The organism is Kitasatospora atroaurantiaca, from assembly GCF_007828955.1.
GTDB lineage: Bacteria > Actinomycetota > Actinomycetes > Streptomycetales > Streptomycetaceae > Kitasatospora > Kitasatospora atroaurantiaca.
The window spans coordinates 5,715,063-5,733,122 of record NZ_VIVR01000001.1; the positions used below are offsets into that span (position 1 = coordinate 5,715,063).

14 protein-coding genes are annotated in these 18,060 nt (G+C 70.8%); 8 read left to right on the top strand and 6 right to left on the bottom strand.

What is annotated here, in order from left to right; translation table 11 throughout:
- Positions 1 to 2: 2 nt before the first annotated feature.
- On the bottom strand, positions 3 to 1,178 hold the full coding sequence (locus FB465_RS25825) for an ABC transporter substrate-binding protein (RefSeq protein WP_145794283.1): 1,176 nt from the start codon (positions 1,176 to 1,178) through the stop codon (positions 3 to 5).
- Positions 1,179 to 1,463: 285 nt separating this feature from the next.
- Here FB465_RS25825 and FB465_RS25830 point away from each other — a divergent pair, with 285 nt between their 5' ends.
- Positions 1,464 to 2,231 carry a GntR family transcriptional regulator gene (locus FB465_RS25830; protein ID WP_145797595.1) on the top strand — a complete coding sequence of 256 codons (768 nt, stop codon included), beginning with the start codon at positions 1,464 to 1,466 and terminating at the stop codon, positions 2,229 to 2,231.
- A gap of 139 nt (positions 2,232 to 2,370) precedes the next feature.
- Here the strand turns inward: FB465_RS25830 and tmpA are convergent, their stop codons facing one another.
- From tmpA to FB465_RS25855, 5 genes are all read right to left on the bottom strand, one after another.
- On the bottom strand, positions 2,371 to 3,942 hold the full coding sequence (gene tmpA, locus FB465_RS25835) for a 2-trimethylaminoethylphosphonate dioxygenase (RefSeq protein ID WP_145794284.1): 1,572 nt from the start codon (positions 3,940 to 3,942) through the stop codon (positions 2,371 to 2,373).
- A gap of 176 nt (positions 3,943 to 4,118) precedes the next feature.
- On the bottom strand, positions 4,119 to 5,165 hold the full coding sequence (locus FB465_RS25840) for a LacI family DNA-binding transcriptional regulator (RefSeq protein WP_145794285.1): 1,047 nt from the start codon (positions 5,163 to 5,165) through the stop codon (positions 4,119 to 4,121).
- A gap of 35 nt (positions 5,166 to 5,200) precedes the next feature.
- Positions 5,201 to 6,004: a carbohydrate ABC transporter permease gene (locus FB465_RS25845; protein WP_246193325.1), complete on the bottom strand. Its 804-nt coding sequence runs from the start codon at positions 6,002 to 6,004 to the stop codon at positions 5,201 to 5,203.
- Between the two features lie 80 nt (positions 6,005 to 6,084).
- Complete coding sequence (locus FB465_RS25850; protein ID WP_145794286.1) at positions 6,085 to 7,011, bottom strand: carbohydrate ABC transporter permease; 927 nt, start codon at positions 7,009 to 7,011, stop codon at positions 6,085 to 6,087.
- Between the two features lie 100 nt (positions 7,012 to 7,111).
- The gene (locus FB465_RS25855) at positions 7,112 to 8,428 is read right to left on the bottom strand and encodes an extracellular solute-binding protein (RefSeq protein WP_145794287.1); all 1,317 of its coding nucleotides are present in this window, start codon (positions 8,426 to 8,428) and stop codon (positions 7,112 to 7,114) included.
- 201 nt (positions 8,429 to 8,629) lie between these two features.
- On the opposite strand from FB465_RS25855, the gene FB465_RS25860 reads away from it, so the two are divergent.
- The 7 genes from FB465_RS25860 to glnII all read left to right on the top strand — a co-directional run bounded on the left by FB465_RS25860 (position 8,630) and on the right by glnII (position 18,027).
- On the top strand, positions 8,630 to 10,645 hold the full coding sequence (locus FB465_RS25860) for a beta-galactosidase (RefSeq protein WP_145794288.1): 2,016 nt from the start codon (positions 8,630 to 8,632) through the stop codon (positions 10,643 to 10,645).
- A 139-nt stretch (positions 10,646 to 10,784) separates the two neighbouring features.
- Positions 10,785 to 12,362, top strand: coding sequence for a glycoside hydrolase family 53 protein (locus FB465_RS25865; RefSeq protein WP_145794289.1), 1,578 nt, complete (start codon positions 10,785 to 10,787; stop codon positions 12,360 to 12,362).
- 77 nt (positions 12,363 to 12,439) lie between these two features.
- The gene (locus tag FB465_RS25870; RefSeq protein WP_145794290.1) at positions 12,440 to 13,759 is read left to right on the top strand and encodes an MFS transporter; all 1,320 of its coding nucleotides are present in this window, start codon (positions 12,440 to 12,442) and stop codon (positions 13,757 to 13,759) included.
- 88 nt (positions 13,760 to 13,847) lie between these two features.
- On the top strand, positions 13,848 to 14,939 hold the full coding sequence (locus FB465_RS25875) for an amidohydrolase family protein (RefSeq protein ID WP_145794291.1): 1,092 nt from the start codon (positions 13,848 to 13,850) through the stop codon (positions 14,937 to 14,939).
- Between the two features lie 125 nt (positions 14,940 to 15,064).
- On the top strand, positions 15,065 to 15,742 hold the full coding sequence (locus FB465_RS25880) for a uracil-DNA glycosylase (RefSeq protein WP_145794292.1): 678 nt from the start codon (positions 15,065 to 15,067) through the stop codon (positions 15,740 to 15,742).
- Between the two features lie 194 nt (positions 15,743 to 15,936).
- A complete protein-coding gene (locus tag FB465_RS25885) occupies positions 15,937 to 16,839 on the top strand; it encodes an SCO1860 family LAETG-anchored protein (protein WP_145794293.1) in 903 nt (300 codons plus the stop codon).
- A 165-nt stretch (positions 16,840 to 17,004) separates the two neighbouring features.
- Positions 17,005 to 18,027 (top strand): glutamine synthetase, encoded by a 1,023-nt coding sequence (gene glnII, locus FB465_RS25890; RefSeq protein WP_145794294.1) that lies wholly within the window; start codon positions 17,005 to 17,007, stop codon positions 18,025 to 18,027.
- Positions 18,028 to 18,060 lie beyond the last annotated feature (33 nt).

The window sequence follows — 18,060 nt, forward strand, 5'->3', positions numbered from 1 at the left end:
GATCAGCCCGCGATCGCCTTGGTCCAGTTCTCGGTCACGACCTTCTTGGCCGCCGTGATCTGGTCCTGGGTCGGGAAGGTGGTGAAGGGCTTCTCGACGGCCGGCAGCTTGGCAGCGGCGGCGGTGTCGAGGGTGCCGTCCTTCTTCAGGGCGTCGAACAGGGCCGGGGTGGCGTAGCCGCCCAGGAAGAGGTTCTGGCCCTCGGCGCTGAACAGGTACTCCTGCCACAGGCGGGCGGCCGCCGGGTGCGGGGCGTACTTGTTGATGCCCTGGTTGTAGAACTGGGCGTAGCTGCCGTCGACCGGCACGGCCACCTGCCAGTCGACGTTCTTGGCCTTGAACTCGTCGGTGTAGCCGGCGTTGAGGTACGACCAGTCGATGCTGATCGGGGTCTCGCCCTTCTCGATGGTCGCCGGGGTGGACTCGACCGGGTTGAAGTTGCCGGACTGCTTCAGCTTGCCGAAGAAGTCGATACCGGGCTGGATGTTGTCGAGCGAACCGCCGTTGGCCAGCGCCGCCGCGTACACGCCGCCGAAGGCCGAGCCGGACTTGGTCGGGTTGCCGTTCAGCGCGACCTTGCCCTTGTACTCCGGCTTGAGCAGGTCGGCGAAGGTCTTCGGGCAGACGGCGATCTTCTTGGCGTCGCAGCCGATCGAGATGTAGCCGCCGTAGTCGTTGACCCGCAGGCCGTTCGGGTCCTTCATGGTGTCGGCGATCTTGTCGAAGGCCGCGACCTTGTACGGGGCCAGCAGGCCGTCCTTGGCCGCGGACAGGGCGAAGGCGCTGCCCAGGTCCACCACGTCGGGGGCGCGGTCCTGGCCCTTGCGGGAGGTGATCGCGTTGATCTCGTCCTGGCTGGAGCCGTCCGGGTTCTCGTCCTCGATCTCGATGCCGTACTTGGCCTTGAACGAGTCCATGATCTTGCCGTAGTTCGCCCAGTCCTTGGGCAGCGTGATGACGTGCAGCTTGCCCTCCTTCTTGGCGGCCGCGACCAGGGCGTCCATGCCGCCCAGGTCGGCGGCGGAGGTCGCGTCCTTGGCCTCCTTGGCGCCGGCCTTGGCGGCGGAGTCACCGGACTTCGCGGAGGTCGAGCCCGCGGAGCCGCAGGCGGTGAGGGAGAGCGCGGCGGCGGTCAGCACGGCCGCGAAGGCGGCGGCACGGGCACGGTGCACGGTCACGGGAGGATCTCCTGATCGAGGGAGGTGCAGAGCCTGGATTCGCAATGAGGGGGTGTCAGGCGCCTGAGGGCCAAGTTGGCTAGGCAACTTCGCTGACGGGCCTAAGTACGCCGGAGCCCGGTGACGGGAAGGTGAACGGACGGCCCGGAACAGGGGGCGGCTACGGGAACGGTCGAGTCCGGACCTCGAACGATGATCAGCAGCGGATACAGTCGGTAGCGTCCGCGCCCAGAACAAATTGGCACCGTTGCGCAGGACCCCGCCCCAGGAGGGACATTGACTGACGTGGCACAGGACCCCGACCGATCCGCCGGCGCGCTCTACCGCCAGGTGGCGGCCGACCTGCGCGAGGCGATCACCTCGGGGTCGTACGGCGAGTCCGGCCGCCTGCCCGCCGAGGGCGCGCTGGCCGAGCAGTACGGGGTGTCCCGCGGCACCGTCCGCCAGGCACTCGCGGTGCTGCGCGCCGACGGCCTGGTCACCTCGCGGCGCGGCACCCGGCGCGTGGTGCTCGGCAACGCACGGGTGCAGAGCTTCTCCGAGCTGCTCAGCTTCACGCACTGGGCCCGCTCGATGGGGGAGGAGCCGGGCGGCATACTGGAGTCCCTGGTACGCCGCCCGGCGGACGCCGCCGAGCGCGAGCAGCTCCGGCTGGAGCCCGGCACCGAGGTGTACGTGACGCTCCGGCTGCGCACCCTCTCGGGCACCCCCGTGATGGTCGAGCGCACCGTCTACCCGCCCCGGGTGGGCGAGTTGGTGGCCCAGCTGCCGCCCGACGTGGTCTCGCACACCGAGCCGCTGCGCGAGCACGGCATCCTCTTCACCGACGCCGACCACACCATCGACGTGGTCGCCGCAAACGCCGACGACGCCCGGCTGCTGGGCTGCCGCCGTGGCAGCCCCCTGCTACGCGAACGCCGCCGCACCACGGACCCGACCGGCACCCCGGTCGAGTGGTCCCAGGACCGCTACCTCCCGGGCACCGTGGCCTTCAGCATCCACAACTCCCTGGCGTCCTCCGCCCTCTCCCGCCACGCCCGCGAGGGCGACTAGCAGGTACGCGGCCGGCCATGCACCACCCAGGGGCGCAAGGAACTGCGCGAAGCGGGAGGGTGCGGCGTCGACTCTTCCGCGGTCGCGCAGTTCCCCGCGCCCCCATGGGTTGACCGGTTGCGTATGGCCGGCCGCAGGCCTACCGCATGGTGCGGGCGAGCAAGGGGCGGAAGTGGTCGAACGGCGGGGCCTGGAGCGCCGCGTCCTTGGCCTGGTCGTCCCATCGGCGGACGGCGACCGCGTCGGCTGCGCCGGGGTGTGCGGCGAAGGCCGCAGCCCGGGCCTCGTCCATCGGGCCGCCCTGGACCTTCAGGGTGTACTCGGAGGCCTCGGAGAGCCGCTCCCGGTAGCCGGGTTCGACCGCGCAGAGGTAGCGCTTGGCGGCGACGTGCAGCCGCACCGGCTCGGTGACCTCGGGGCCGAACCAGTGCGCCAGCCAGTCGGCGCCGGTGTCGCTGTGCCGGTTGTCGCGGCCCTCCATCAACTCCAGCCCGGTGCCGTTGAAGTGGCCGACGTCGTGCAGCAGGGCCGCCGCCACCAGGTGGTCGGGTGCCCCGGCGGCCTCGGCCAGTGCCCCGGCCTGCAGCATGTGCTCGGCGATGGTGACGTCCTCGCCCAGGTACTCGCCGGCGCCCTCGCCCGCGAAGAGCTCGGCGATGGTGTCCAGCGCCTCGGCGCGGCGGTGCAGCACGGCGAGCGTGCTCGCCAGCCCGTCCAGATCGGCGTAGCAGCCCTGCAGGTGGCGGCTGCCGCCCTGCTCGAAGGCGGTGCGGGCGTGCAGCAGCCGGACGTTGTCGAAGATCAGGCAGTCGCCCGGCCCGAGCCGGAACTCCAGCTGCAGCTCACGTCGGAGGGTGACGGCCGCGAAGCGCCGGTACGCCGCGTAGAAGGCGTCCAGCTCGGCGGCACCCATCCGAAGGGTCCCGATCGAGCGGTTGTTGAACCGCACCTCGCGGATCCGGCCGAGCGGGTCGAGGTCGATCAGCGGCCGGTCCGCGCGCAGCTCGGTCCCCCGGTCGCGGAAGCCGAACGGGACGGGCGTGCGGGCCAGCAGCGCGAAGTCCTCGGGTGACTCCTCCCGCAGGACCGCCGCTGCCCGGAAGCCGTCGACCAGCCCCGAGTCACCGCCCTCGGCCTCGTTCCGCAGGCAGTGCAGCAGCTGAAGAGTCGGCACCGGGTCGCGGTAGGGGTTGTCGGTGTGCGGGGCGATCGCGGCGCTGGTGAACGCCAGGTTGTTGGGGTCGGCCTCGACCCGTACGTCGAACAGCCGGCCGTAGTTGGTCTCGCGGACGTACCCGAAGCTCTCGGCGACCTTCAGCACCTGCCCCTCGACCACCGGCACCCCGCGCAGCACCGCGAAGCCGAAGCGCTGCACGGCGCTCAACACCGCCGCCTGCTCCTCGGGTTCGGCCAGGTACGCGCCCCACTCCGCCTCGGGGATCCCGCGCGCGAAGTCGGCCGCCACCCAGAGCCGCTTGCCCTCCGCCGTCCGGCCGTCGCCGTGCTGCGGCGCCGCGAGCCAGGTCAGCGGGTAGCGCGAGCGGTGCCCGTCCGACCAGGTCACCTCCAGCCGGCCGTCGGTCTCCACGGACTCGCCGATCGCCAGGTCCTCGGGCAGGTCGGTGATCTGGAACAGCTTCTGCCCGTTGCGCGGGTCGCGGCACTCGGTGCACGGGCAGTTGTCGCGCAGCCAGTACGCGGAAAGCGGCATGGTGAATCCTCCTCGACGGACGCAAGGTTGTACAGACAACTTTGCCTGACCTTTGACTCTGCCGAACCGGGGAGGAGTGCGGGTGTCGGGCCGGTGAAGGGCTGCCCAACAGTGCTGTCGTTTCGACCGAACTAGGGAAGTTGTGCAGCCAACTCTGCTGAATTGCCGCACCTCGGTCAGGCCGAGTCGCGGATCACCAGTTCGGTCGGGAGGATGACGGTGGCCGGTTCCTCGCCCGCGATCTGGGCGAGCAGGAGGCGGACCATCTCCTCGCTGATGCGGTCCCAGGGCTGCCTTATCGTCGTCAGCGGGATGCGCGCCGTCGCGGCCACCGAGGAGTCGTCGAAGCCGCCCACCGCGACGTCACCGGGGACGCTGCGGCCGGCCCGTTCCAGGGCGGTGAGGGCGCCGTCGGCCATCAGGTCGGAGGCGACGAAGACCGCGTCCAGGTCGGGCGCCTGGCCCAGCAGGCGCTCTATGGCGGCCTCGCCGCCGGCGCGGCTGTAGTCGCCGACGGCGACCAGCTGCTCGTCGTACGGGATGCCGTACTCGGCCAGCACCTCGCGGTAGCCGTACAGCCGCTCGACGCCGCCGGGGGTGTCCTGCGGTCCGGTGATGGTGGCGACCCGGCGGTGGCCGGTGTCGATCAGGTGGCGGACCATCTCCTTGGCGCCCTCCTTGTCGTCCGCCGCGACGTACGCGAGCCGGCCGCGGTGTCCGAGCGGCTTGCCGCAGGAGACGACCGGGAGTTCGGCCTGGCGCAGCTGCTCCAGCATCGGGTTGCCGGTGTGGGAGGAGACCAGCAGCACGCCGTCCACGTGTCCGGCGGCGAGGTACCGGATGACCCGGCGCCGCTCGGGTTCGTTGCCCGCCGTCATCAGCATCAGCGGGATGTCGTGCTCGGCGAGGGCCGCGGTGCAGCCGCGCAGCAGGGTGGTGAAGTTGGGGTCCTCGAAGAAACGCTCCTGCGGTTCGGTGAGCAGGAAGGCGACCGAGCCTGAGCGCTGGGTGACCAGGCTGCGGGCGGCCAGGTTGACCACGTACCCGAGCTTCTTTATCGCGGCGTTCACGGCCTCCAGGGCGGCCGGGCTGACGTTGTGTCCGCCCTGGAGGACGCGGGAGACGGTGCCGCGCGACACGCCCGCCTCGGCGGCGACGTCGATGATGGTCGGCGGCCGCTTGGGCCTGCCGGCCGACCGGCCTCGGGGCGCGGGTTCCGTCATGGGGTGGTTCCTCGTCAGATCTTGGTGGCGGACGGTCAGGACTTTACGGCTCCGGAGAGCAGATCGATGCGCCAATACCGCTGGAGTCCCAGGAACAGCGCGATCAGCGGAATGATCGAGAGCAGCGCCCCGGTGATCACCAGCGTGTAGAGGGCCGGCGCGTTGGCGCCCTGCTGCAGCAGCGAGTACAGACCCACCGTGACGGGGAACTTCCTGTCGTCGCCGAGCATGATGTACGGCAGCAGGAAGTTGTTCCAGATCGCCACGAACTGGAACAGGAAGACGGTGACCAGCCCGGGCACCATCATCGGCAGCGCGACGCTGCGGAACAGCCGGAACTCCCGGGCCCCGTCCACCCGCGCGGCCTCGACGACCTCGTCCGGGATGGCGGCGGCCGCGTAGATCCGGGCCAGGTAGATGCCGTACGGGCTGACGATGCTGGGCAGCAGTACGGACCAGTAGCTGTCGGCGAGACCGGCCTTGGCCATCAGCAGGTACTGCGGCACGGCCAGCGTGATCGGCGGCATCAGCACGCCCGCCAGCAGGATGTTGAACAGCGCGTTCCGGCCCCGGAAGCGGTACTTGGCGAGCGCGTACCCCGTCACGCCGGAGAGCGCGGCGGAGAGCAGGGCGCCGAGGCCCGCGTAGAGCGCGGAGTTGGCGAGCCACTGCCAGTAGACGCCGTCGCGGTACGCGGAGAGCTCGGAGAGGTTGTCGAGGAAGCCGGTGCCGGGGGAGAAGGTGAAGGTGCTGAACAGCTCCCTGCTGCTCTTGGTGGAGGCCATCACCACCCAGAGGATCGGGATCAGGCAGTAGACCGCGCCGAGCAGCAGGACCAGGGTCGGGACCCAGCGCGTACCGGGCTTGCGTGCGGGCGGGGACGCAAGGGCGGTACGGACGGCGGGGGCGGTCAGGGTGGTCACGATTCGCCTCCGGCGGTGCGCTTGTTGACCAGCTTGAGGAAGCCGAAGGACAGGACGAGGGTCGCGGCGGCGATGACGACCGAGGTCGCGGCGGCCGAGTAGATGTCCCCCTGGATGAAGGCGTCACGGTAGACCTTCATCAGCGGACTCCAGGTCGAGCTCAGCGAGTTGGTCATCGGCTTGAGGGTCATCGGCTCGCTGAACACCTGCAGGGTGGCGATCATCGAGAAGAAGAAGGTGAGTACCAGCGAGGGCGCCACCATCGGGATCTTGATCCGCAGCGCGATCTGCAGCTCCGAGCAGCCGTCCAGCCGGGCGGCCTCGTACAGCTCGGCGGGGATGGCCCGCAGCGATGTGTAGATGACGATCATGTTGAAGCCGGTGCCGCCCCAGACCGCGATGTTGGCCAGGGCAACGTAGAGCCCGTTGCCGTGCAGCAGGTCGGGGCCGGACATGCCCGCCTTGGTGAGCAGGAAGTAGCCGGGGCTGACCGTCGGCAGGTACAGGAAGCCCCAGAGCAGCGAGGCGACGATGCCGGGGACGGCGTACGGCAGGAAGATCGCCAGCCGGGAGAAGGCGCCGAGGCGGATGCGCGGGGTGTCCAGCAGCAGCGCGAAGAAGAGCGCCGCGCCGAGCATGGCGGGCACCAGCAGCCCGCCGTAGATCAGCGTGCGGCCCGCGCCGCCGAGCAGCTCGGGGTCGGTCAGCGCGGAGGTGTAGTTGGAGAACCCGGCCCAGACCTCGGTGCGGGCGTGCGACCCCAGGCCGAGGCCCTTGACGTGCACGGCGCGGAAGCTCAGGTAGATCGCGTAGCCGATCGGCAGGGCGAAGAAGAGGGCGAAGAGGATGGTCGCGGGGGCCAGGAAGCCGTACGGCGCGAGGCGGCGGGCCTGCCTGGTTGAGGGGGACGCCGGTGCGGCCATGGCGGTCCTCGATTCGAGTAGCTGGGACGATGGGAGGGAGCCGTCCGGTCCGGGGCTCTTGCACAGCCCCGGACCGGACGGTTTCAGGCCGTTACGAGGCTCAGCCCTCGGTCTTGAAGCCGTTCTTCTTCAGGTCCGCGACGGTGGCGTCCTGCATGGCGGTCAGTGCGGCCGAGAAGTCGCTCTTGGCCTGCGCCGCCTTTCCGAATGCGTCCTTGAAGGTGGAGTACGCGACGTTGACGTTGGGACCCCAGGCGGCGGGGGCGGTGCCCTTCGCGATCTCGGCGGCCTTGGTGTAGAAGTCGGCCTGGTTCGAGAAGAACTCGGGCGCGGTGGCGAGCGCGCCGCCGGTCTGCGCGGAGGTGGCGGCCGGGTAGATGCCTGCCTCCTTGACCAGGGCGGCGACGGCGGCCGGGTCGGTGTTCAGCCAGGTGGCGAACTGGGCGGCGGCGTCGGCGTGGCCGGCCTTCTGAGCACCGGTGGTCACGCCGGTGGCGGAGCCGCCCCAGCTGCCGGTGACGGTCTCGCCGGTGGTCCACTGCGGCAGGGCGGCCATCGCCCACTTGCCCTTGGTGTCGGGGGCCGAGCTGGTGAAGACGCCGGGTGCCCAGACCGCGCTGACCCAGGCGATCTGCGAGCCGTCGTTCAGCGCCTTGCTCCAGGCGGGGGTGTACATCGGCTGGTTGTCGATCGCCCCCTCCTTGACCAGTCCGCCCCAGAAGTCGGCGACCTTCTTGGTGGCGGCGTCGTTGATGCCGACCTTCCAGGTGTCACCGGAGGTGGTCCACCACTTGGCACCGGCCTGCTGGGCGAGACCGGCGAAGAGGCCGGAGTCGTTGCTGGAGAAGGTGGTGAGTGCCTTGCTCGGCTCCTTCTGCTTGAGCTGCCGGGCAGCGTCCGCGAACTCGGCCCAGGTGGTGGGCACCTTGAGGCCGTACTGCTGGAAGAGGTCCTGGCGGTAGTAGAGGGCCAGCGGCGCGGTGTCCTCGGGGATCGCGTACACCGCGTCCGAGCCGAGCGAGACCTGCTGCCAGACGCCGGTGGCGAACTGGCCCTTCGCCGGGCCCGCCTGCTTGGCGATGTCGGCGAGCACGTCGTTGCTGACCAGCGTCGGCAGCGCCTGGTACTCGGCCTGGACGAGGTCGGGGGCGTTGCCCGCCTTGGCGGCCGTGATGGTCTTGGTGACCAGGTCGTCGCCGGAGGCCTGCTTCTGGACGCTCACCTGGATGTCGGGGTGGGCCTGGTTCCAGATCGCCGCGACCTTGTCCATGTTCGGCGTCCAGGACCAGAAGGTCAGCTTGACCGGGCCGGCGGCGGGCTTGGCCTGGTCACCGGTGCCGGCGGAGCTGGAGCAGGCGGTCAGGGCGAGGGCTGCGGTCAGGCCGGTGGCGGCTGCGACGGCGAGGCGGCGGTTCATGGATCCTCCCGAGGATCACTTCAGGCAGGGTGTGCGAGCTGTGGGGGGTGCACTGGTCGGTCCCCTCGACCATCGCTGTGCACGTTCACAGTACGGAAACCCGCTGGACACTTGTCAATGCCTGCAGGCATACGGTTATCTAGGCGAGACACGGCGCATCGATGGCTGTGCACGTTCACAGAACTTCGTGATGGAGCATCAATGGAACACCCGCTGACCTGGCCCGTCGGGCTGGATGCGCTCGCCTTCGGCGGGGACTACAACCCGGAGCAGTGGCCGGAGGAGGTCTGGCACGAGGACGTCCGGCTGATGCGCGAGGCCGGCGTCACCATGGTCAGCGTCGGGATCTTCTCCTGGGCCCTGCTGGAGACCGAGCGCGGTGTGTACGAGTTCGGCTGGCTCGACCGGCTGCTGGACCTGCTGCACGAGAACGGCATCCGGGTCGACCTCGGCACCCCCACCGTCGTCCCGCCCGCCTGGTTCTACCGCGAGCACCCCGAGGCCCTGCCGGTCACCCGCGAGGGGGTCAGGTACGAGTTCGGCGGGCGCGGCGCGATCTGCCACAGCTCGCCCGCCTACCGCGAGGCGGCCGCGAGCATCACCGAGCAGCTCGGTCTGCGGTACGGCAACCACCCGGCCGTCGCCCTCTGGCACGTGCACAACGAGTACGGCGTCCCGGTCAGTGCCTGCTACTGCGCCGAGTCCGCCGCTCACTTCCGCCGCTGGCTCGCCGACCGGTACACCACCGTCAAGGAGCTCAACGAGGCCTGGGGAACGGCCTTCTGGGGCCAGCGCTACAACCGCTGGGAGGACGTCCAGCCGCCCCGGCTCACCCCCACCGCCTGCAATCCCGCCCAGCAGCTCGACTGGGCGCGCTTCACCAGCGACGCCATCCTGGAGAACTTCAAGCGCGAGCGCGACCTGCTGCACCGCCTCTCACCCGGTGTCCCGGTCACCACCAACTTCATGACCGCCCTCTCCCAGTGCGAGTCGCTCGACTACTGGGCCTGGGGGCGGGAGGTGGACGTGGTGAGCAACGACCACTACCTGGTCGCCGAGGCCGAGCGGAACCACATCAACCTCGCCATGTCCGCCGACATCACCCGGTCGGTGGCCGGCAACAAGCCCTGGCTGCTGCTGGAACACTCCACCGGCGCCGTCAACTGGCAGCCCCGCAACCTGATCAAGCAGCCCGGCGAGCTCGCCCGCAACAGCCTCGCCCACGTGGCCCGCGGCTCCGACGGCGCGATGTTCTTCCAGTGGCGGGCCTCCCGCTACGGCGCCGAGAAGTTCCACTCCGCGATGCTGCCGCACGCCGGTACCGACAGCCGGATCTGGCGCGAGGTGGTCGCCCTCGGCGCCGACCTCACCTCGCTGAGGTCCGTACGCGGCAGCCGGGTCGTGGCGGACGCCGCGATCCTCTGGGACTGGCAGTCCTGGTGGGCCCAGAAGCTCGAATGGCGCCCCAGCGAAGAGCTCGACGCCCGCGAGCGCGCCGACGCCTGGTACGCCGCCGCGTACGACCGCCACCTCACCGTCGACTTCGCCCACCCCGAGTCGGATCTCAGCGGCTACCCGCTGGTGCTCGTCCCGGCGCTGTACCTGATGACCGAGGCCTCGAACCTGAACCTCCAGGAGTACGTGGCAGGCGGCGGCACCCTCGCGGTCTCGTACTTCTCCGGCATCGTCGACGAGCACGACACCGTGCAGCCCGGCCCGCACCCGGGCGCGCTGCGCGACGTACTCGGGCTCACCGTCGAGGAGTTCGCGCCGCTTCGCGAGCACCGGACGGTCCGGCTCGTGGGCGACGGACCGGCCCTGACCGGTGACGTGTGGTCCGAGTTCGTCGTCCCGCGCGGCGCCGAGACGGTCTGGTCGTACGCCGACGGGCCCGCCGCCAGGCACCCCGCCGTGACGCGCAACGCGTTCGGCGAGGGCTCCGCCTGGTACGTCTCCAGCCGGATCGGCGGCCCGGACCTGGACGCCGTGCTGGCCCGCGCCTGCGCCGACGCCGGGCTCCCGGAGCGCGAACTCCCGCGCGACGTCGAGGTGGTGGAGCGGGTCGGGGAGCACGGCCGGTACCTCTTCGCGATCAACCACAGCGGCACCGATGCCGCGGTCCCGCTGCCCGGCCCCGGCACCGAGCTGCTCACCGGCGCTCCGGTCTCCGGCGCCCTGGACGTCCCGGCCGACACCACCCGGGTCGTCCGCCTCTGACCCCTGCCGGGGTCGCTGAGGGTCGACCCCGGCAGGTGCTGGTCCCGGTGGGGCGGCCGCTGCCCCCAACCTCCCCGGCCGCCCCACCGTTCCCTCGTGGCACCACCTCCCCCACCCCACCTCATCGCCAAGGACGACGATGCACAAGGGAACCAAGCGCCTGCTCATCAGCGGCGCAGCCACACTCCTGCTCTCCTCCGCCGCCGTGGTCGCGCTCCCCGTCGCGGGAGCGCAGGCCGCAACCACCTTGGCCAACGCCGGCTTCGAGACGGACGGCAAGGCCACCGCCACCCCCACCGGCTGGAGCACCTACTCCGCCGCCGGTCAGAACAGCGCCTCGTACAGCGAAGCCGGCGGCCACAGCGGCTCGTACCGGCTGACCCACTGGTCGGCGAGCGCGTACAAGGTCGAGACCTACCAGTACCTCTCCGGCCTCACCAACGGGAACTACACGCTGACCGCCTGGGTCCGCTCCGGCGGCGGCCAGAACTCCGCGTACCTCGCGCTGAAGAACTGCGGCAGTGCCGAGCAGCGCACCGACCTGCCGCCGACCCCCAACGGCGCCTGGATACGGCTGGTCACCTCCATCGCCGTCACCAACAACCAGTGCACCATCAGCATCAACTCCGATGCCAACGCCGGTAACTGGCTCAACGTGGACGACCTCTCGTTCACCTCGGGCTCGACCGGGCTGACGGCCCGCGGCGCGGACGTCTCCACGCTCAAGAAGAGCGAGGACAAGGGCGGCGTCTACAAGTACTCCAACGGCACCACCGGGGACGCGCTCGCCATCCTCAACTCGGCCGGGATGAACTACGTCCGGCTGAAGGTGTGGGTCAACCCCGCCGACGGCTACAACACCAAGACCCAGGTGCTCGCCATGGCCAAGCGCGCCAAGGCGCTCGGCATGGGCGTGCTGATCGACTTCCACTACTCCGACATCTGGGCCGACCCGGGGAGCCAGACCAAGCCCTCCGCCTGGTCCTCGTACTCCCTCTCCCAGCTCAACTCGGCCGTCTACAACCACACCTACGACGTGCTGAACGCCCTGAAGGCCCAGGGCACCACGGCCGACATGGTGCAGATCGGCAACGAGATCAACGGCGGCATGCTCTGGTCCGAGGGCTCCACCGCCAACTGGTCCAACCTGGCGGGCTTCCTCACCCAGGGCGCCAACGCGGCCAAGGCGGTGAGCAGTTCCACCAAGGTGGTGCTGCACCTCGCCAAGGGCGGGGACGACGCCGGCGCCCGGACCTTCTTCGACAACGCCGTCTCGCACAGCGTCCCGTTCGACGTGATCGGGCTCTCGTACTACGGCTACTGGCACGGGCCGTTGAGCGACCTCCAGACCACGCTGGACGACCTGGCCTCCCGCTACGGCAAGCAGGTCTTCGTCGCCGAGACGGCGTACCCGTTCACGCTGGCGAACAACGACTCGCTGGAGAACAACATCGCCACCTCCTCCCAGCTGGTCTCCGGCTACGACGCCACCCAGGCCGGGCAGGCGGCCAACTTCCGTGACGTGCTCAACGTCGTGGAGGCCGTGCCCAACGGCAAGGGGCTCGGCGCCTTCTACTGGGAGCCGACCTGGACGGCGGTGGCCGGCAACGGCTGGGACCCGGCCGACGCGGGATCGGGCGACGCCTGGGAGAACCAGGCCCTGTTCGACTACAGCAACAAGCCGACCAGTGCGATGAGTTGGTTCAAGCACCGGTGAGTCCATGGTGGCGCGGTCCTGCTCGCTGCAGGGGACCGCGCCACCCTACGAGCAACCCCTGACCCGCCGGAGACCCGATGCGCTTCAAGCTGCTCGCCGACCTGCCCCCGAACGCCCGGAACTCCATCCTCTGGGAGCCGCTCTGGGCCGTTCCCGGCACCATCTCGATCTACTACGCCACGCTCTACCAGAAGGCCGCCGGGCTCGACACCCTGCAGATCGGCCTGATCGCCTCGGCCGGCCTCTATCTCGCCTTCTGCGCCCAGCTGGTGGCCGGCGGCATCACCAACCGGCTCGGCCGCAGGCGGACCACACTGATCTTCGACCTGCTGTCCTGGTCCGTCCCGATGTTCATCTGGTCCTTCGCCGACAGCTTCTGGCTCTTCCTGCTCGCCGGGCTGTGCAGCGCGCTGAGCCGGGTGGTGAACCTCTCCTTCTTCCTCCTGGTCACCGAGGACGCCACCGAGGAGCAGCGCCCCCGGATCTTCGCGGCGATCAAACTCGTGGTGATGGCAGCCGGGCTGCTCACCCCACTGGCGGGTGTCGCCATGGCGAGCTTCGGCACGCTGCCCACGCTGCGCGGGGTCTACCTGCTGGGCGGGGTGAGCATGACGGCGCTCTTCCTGATCCGCAATCACCTCACCGTCGAAACCGCCGCCGGGCACCAGGCGACGGCCGCCCACGCCTCGACGGGCATCCTCACCGGCCTCGCCAAGGGTCTGGGGATGCTCGGACGGGCCTGCCGCACCCGGCAGTTGTGGCCGGTGGTGGCGATCTGCCTGCTGACCAACCTGGCGGTGCAGATCAACCTCTTCCAGGTGGTCAACCTCGCCGACGACCTGCACTACGGCACCGCGTCGATCGCCGCGCTGCCCGCCGTCGCGGCGGTCACGGCGTTCGCCTGCTACCTCGGCCTGATGCCCCGCTGGCGTGACCGGCCGATGGCCCGCAGCGTGCTGATCGGGCTCACCGTGAGCAGTCTCGGCTGGCTGGCCTTCCTCGCCGTCCCGGCGGGCGGACTCGGCGTCCTGCTGGTGAGCACCGTCCTCACGGCCGCCGGCCCGTTCCTGCTGGAGTCGTACCGCGACGCCCTGGTGGTCAGCAGCATCCCGCCCGTGGACCGGGCCGAGCTCTCCTCCGCCATCCAGAGCGCCACCGCGCTCGTCGCGATCCCGTCCGGTTATCTGGCGGCGCTGCTCTACGACCACGACCCGCAACTGCTCTTCGGCGCGGTCCTCGCCTGCTACGCGGTGAGTGCGGCCGTGGCGCTGGTGCTGCGTGGTCAGCCCACGAGCGCCGTCCCCCAGGCGCGCTCGGCGGCCTCGGTGGCCGCTCCGTCGGCGCCCAGTGCGGTCAGTGTGGCGAGGACCACCGGGAGCGACGCGGCCCGGCCGTAGTGGTTGGCCCGCAGCATCCCGGCCGCGGCGGCGGTACGGAGATCATCGGCCCGTCCGCCCCGGTCGGGCCGTCGGTAGAGTGCAGGGCATGAGCGATGCTGCGGTGCTGCACATCAGGGGCCGGGTGCTGGTCGGTCCCGAGGACGTCCGGGACGAGCTGTGGGTGGTCGACGGCCGGGTCACCTTCGACCGGCCGACCCGGGCGACGGACGTCCGTACGGTTACCGGCTGGGCGCTGCCCGGGCTGGTGGACGCGCACTGCCACGTCGGCCTGGACGCGCACGGTGCGGTGGACGAGGCGACCAGCGAGAAGCAGGCGCTCACCGACCGCGACGCGGGCACCCTGCTGATCCGCGACGCGGGCTCCGCGGCCGACACCCGCTGGGTGGACGACCGCGAGGACCTGCCCCGGATCATCCGGGCCGGCCGCCACATCGCCCGCACCCGCCGCTACATCCGCAACTACGCGCACGAGATCGAGCCCGGCGACCTCGCCGCCTACGTCGTCCGGGAGGCTCGGCGGGGCGACGGCTGGGTGAAGCTGGTCGGCGACTGGATCGACCGGGGCACGGGCGACCTCTCCGCCTGCTGGCCGGGCGACGCGCTGCGCGAGGCGATCGCCGCCGCGCACGCCGAGGGGGCGCGGGTGACGGCGCACTGCTTCGCCGCCGAGTCGCTGCCGGACCTGCTCGCCGCCGGGATCGACTGCGTGGAGCACGCGACGGGTCTCACCGAGGAGCTGATCCCGCAGTTCGCCGAGCGCGGCATCGCGATCGTCCCGACGCTGGTCAACATCGCGACCTTCCCCAAGCTGGCGGCGGGCGGCGAGGAGAAGTTCCCGGCCTGGTCCGCGCACATGCGCCGGCTGCACGAGCGCCGCTACGACACCGTGGGCGCGGCGTACGACGCCGGCATCCCGGTGTTCGTCGGCACCGACGCGGGCGGCTCGCTCGCGCACGGGCTGGTCGCGGACGAGGTCGCCGAGCTGGTCAAGGCCGGTCTGCCCGCCAGCGCCGCGCTCTCGGCGGCGAGTTGGGGCGCGCGGGCATGGCTCGGCCGTGAGGGGCTGACCGAGGGGGCCTCCGCCGACCTGGTGGTGTACGCGGAGGACCCGCGCGCCGACGTCCGGGTCCTGGCCGACCCGCAGGTGATCGTCCTCCGGGGCCGGATCGTGGCGTAGGGGCATTTTCTTTGGGGCGCGGGGAACTGCGCGAAGAACCAAGCAACTCCGTAGCGGGCTGATCGCGCCGTTCCCCGCGCCCCTGGGTGGCTGGCTGGTCGCCCTCGATGGATAGGGTGGCCGGTATGGCACCGCGTCCACTGAACGAGATCGTCGAGCCCGGCTGGGCCAAGGCCCTGGAGCCGGTGGCCGGGCGGGTCGCCGCCATGGGCGACTTCCTGCGCGGCGAGCTGGCCGCAGGCCGTACGTACCTCCCGGCCGGGCCGAACGTGCTGCGCGCGTTCCAGCAACCCTTCGACTCCGTACGGGTGCTGATCGTCGGTCAGGACCCGTACCCCACCCCCGGGCACGCCGTCGGGCTGAGCTTCTCCGTCGCGCCGCAGGTGCGGCCGATCCCCGGCAGTCTGGTCAACATCTTCCAGGAGTACGGCCGAGACCTGGGCTTTCCGCCGCCTGCCAACGGCGACCTGACCCCGTGGACGCAGCAGGGTGTGCTGCTGCTCAACCGGGCGCTGACCACCGCGCCGGGCAAGCCCGCCGCCCACCGCGGCAAGGGCTGGGAGGAGGTCACCGAGCAGGCCATCCGCTCGCTGGTCGCGCGTGGCGGGCCGCTGGTGGCGATCCTCTGGGGGCGTGACGCCCGTAATCTGCGCCCCCTGTTGGGGCAGGTGCCCTCCGTGGAGTCCGCGCACCCCAGTCCGATGTCGGCGGACCGGGGCTTCTTCGGCTCCCGTCCGTTCAGCCGGGCCAACGACCTGCTGGTCCGGCAGGGCGCGCAGCCGGTGGACTGGCGACTCCCGTAACGTCAGCACCAGGCGTCAACCTCACTCAAACGGGTGAACTGACGTTCTGTGTTGCTCATGTGACGGACTGTTCGAAGAGACTGGCGGCAGTCGAGAGCACAAGCCCCTTCCCCCGTTTCGACGCGGCAGCAGCCTGCGCGCGGGGTGACACCGGCGGCACGCTCTGCCAACCCGTCATGTGTGGGGGTCCATCCATGTCCGTTCTGCGTTCCACCGCCGCCGCCGGCCTCGCGGCCACGGCCCTCGCGGTCACCCTGCCCGTCTCCGTCGCCCACGCCGCCGGCCCCGCCCCGTCGCCGGGGCGCGCCCGCGCGGTCACCGCCGAGGTCGCCCTGGACGTGAGTCTGTTGAACAAGACCCTCGACGTCCCGGTCGACATCGCGCTGAACAAGGTGGAGAGCCCGGCCCATCGCGCCGACGCGATGCTGACCGCCAAGGTGGACGGCGTCGACCAGGGGCGCCCGGTCACCCTGGTCAAGGCGGACGTCGGCAAGTCCACCACCAGGGCCGACGGGCACGGCACCGCCGCCTCCGTCCAGCTGGTGGGCGCCGACGTGCACGCGCCCGGCATGCCGCTCACCACCCTGCTGGGCCTCGAGGCGCTGAGCGCCGAGGTCACCTGCCCGGTCGACGGGCAGCCCACCGCCAAGGTCACCTCGCCCGCCAGGATCACCGTGCTCGGCAAGTCGGTCGCGCTGGGGTTGAACGGGCCGACCCATGTGGAGGTCCCGGCCGTCGGCAGTGTCGACATCCAGTTCTCCAAGCGGACCACCACCTCGACCACGGCCGCCGCCTCGGCCCTGGAGGTGCAGGTGGACGTCAACCCCCTCAAGCTCAACGTCGCCAAGGTCACCGGCACGATCACCGTCGCCTCGGTGAGCTGCGAGAAGCCCGTCCCCGCCGCCACGCCCCCGGCCTCCCCCTCCGCCGCGACCACGGCGGCCCGCGCGGTCACCGCCGGCGACACCGAGGCCCTCGCATCCACCGGCAGCAGCGGTACGGGCACCGTGCTGGCCGCCGCGGGGACCTTGCTCGCCGTCGGTGCCGTCGCCCTGCGGATGACCCGGCGCCGCCGCACCCACGCCCGGCGGCACTGATCCGTACGCCCGGTGACATGTACGCCCCGTAAGTGGCACTCTCACACCGTGAGCGTGCCACTGCGGACCGTTGGTTTACATGGGCGTCACATAGGAGGAACAACCGGGAAACGGCGACTTGCAACGCTACGCGGGCACCCACCACTCAAGTTGCGAGGTTCCGCCGTGGCAATCAAGGCCGAGTACATCTGGATCGACGGCACGCAGCCGACCGCCAAGCTCCGTTCCAAGACCCGGATCCTGGCCAACGCGGACAAGCTCCCGACCTGGGGCTTCGACGGTTCCTCCACCAACCAGGCCGAGGGCCACGCCTCGGACCGCGTTCTTGAGCCCGTCGCCTCCTTCCCGGACCCGATCCGCGGCGGCGACAACATCCTCGTCCTGTGCGAGGTCAACGAGACCGACGGTACCCCGCACGTCTCCAACACCCGCGCCCTGCTCCGGCCCATCGCCGAGCAGTTCGCCGGCCAGGAGGCGATCTTCGGCATCGAGCAGGAGTACACCTTCTTCAAGGGCTCCCGCCCGCTCGGCTTCCCCGAGGGCGGCTTCCCGGCCCCGCAGGGCGGCTACTACTGCGGCGTCGGCGCCGAGGAGGTCTTCGGTCGCGAGATCGTCGAGCTGCACCTCGACCGCTGCATCGCCGCCGGCCTCGCGATCTGCGGCATCAACGCCGAGGTCATGCCCGGCCAGTGGGAGTTCCAGATCGGCCCGGTCGACGCGCTGACCGTCTCCGACCACCTGTGGGTCGCCCGCTACCTGCTCTACCGCACCGCCGAGGAGTTCGGCATCGACGCGACCCTGGACGCCAAGCCGGTCCGCGGCGACTGGAACGGCGCGGGTGCGCACACCAACTTCTCCACCAAGGCCATGCGTGAGGGCTACGACGCCATCATCACCGCCTGCGAGTCGCTCGGCGCCTCCCAGGAGAAGGTCCTGGAGCACGTCAAGCAGTACGGCTTCGGCATCGAGTCCCGCCTGACCGGTCTGCACGAGACCGCCCCGTGGAACGTCTACTCCTACGGTGTCTCCGACCGTGGCGCCTCGGTCCGTATCCCGTGGCAGGTCGAGGTCGAGCAGAAGGGCTACATCGAGGACCGTCGCCCGAACGCGAACGTCGACCCGTACGTGGTGACCCGCCTGCTGGTCAACACCTGCTGCTCCGCCCTGGAGAAGGCCGGCCAGGTCTGATCCGCCCCGCTTGAGCCGAACGCCCGTGGCCCC

Coding starts and splice junctions, on each gene's coding strand:
- FB465_RS25840 (WP_145794285.1), bottom strand. CDS start 5,165: ATGACGGAACCCGCGCCCCGAGGCCGGTCGGCCGGCAGGCCCAAGCGG.
- FB465_RS25865 (WP_145794289.1), top strand. CDS start 10,785: ATGCACAAGGGAACCAAGCGCCTGCTCATCAGCGGCGCAGCCACACTC.
- FB465_RS25875 (WP_145794291.1), top strand. CDS start 13,848: ATGAGCGATGCTGCGGTGCTGCACATCAGGGGCCGGGTGCTGGTCGGT.
- tmpA (WP_145794284.1), bottom strand. CDS start 3,942: ATGCCGCTTTCCGCGTACTGGCTGCGCGACAACTGCCCGTGCACCGAG.
- FB465_RS25870 (WP_145794290.1), top strand. CDS start 12,440: ATGCGCTTCAAGCTGCTCGCCGACCTGCCCCCGAACGCCCGGAACTCC.
- FB465_RS25860 (WP_145794288.1), top strand. CDS start 8,630: ATGGAACACCCGCTGACCTGGCCCGTCGGGCTGGATGCGCTCGCCTTC.
- FB465_RS25880 (WP_145794292.1), top strand. CDS start 15,065: ATGGCACCGCGTCCACTGAACGAGATCGTCGAGCCCGGCTGGGCCAAG.
- FB465_RS25885 (WP_145794293.1), top strand. CDS start 15,937: ATGTCCGTTCTGCGTTCCACCGCCGCCGCCGGCCTCGCGGCCACGGCC.
- FB465_RS25850 (WP_145794286.1), bottom strand. CDS start 7,011: ATGGCCGCACCGGCGTCCCCCTCAACCAGGCAGGCCCGCCGCCTCGCG.
- FB465_RS25855 (WP_145794287.1), bottom strand. CDS start 8,428: ATGAACCGCCGCCTCGCCGTCGCAGCCGCCACCGGCCTGACCGCAGCC.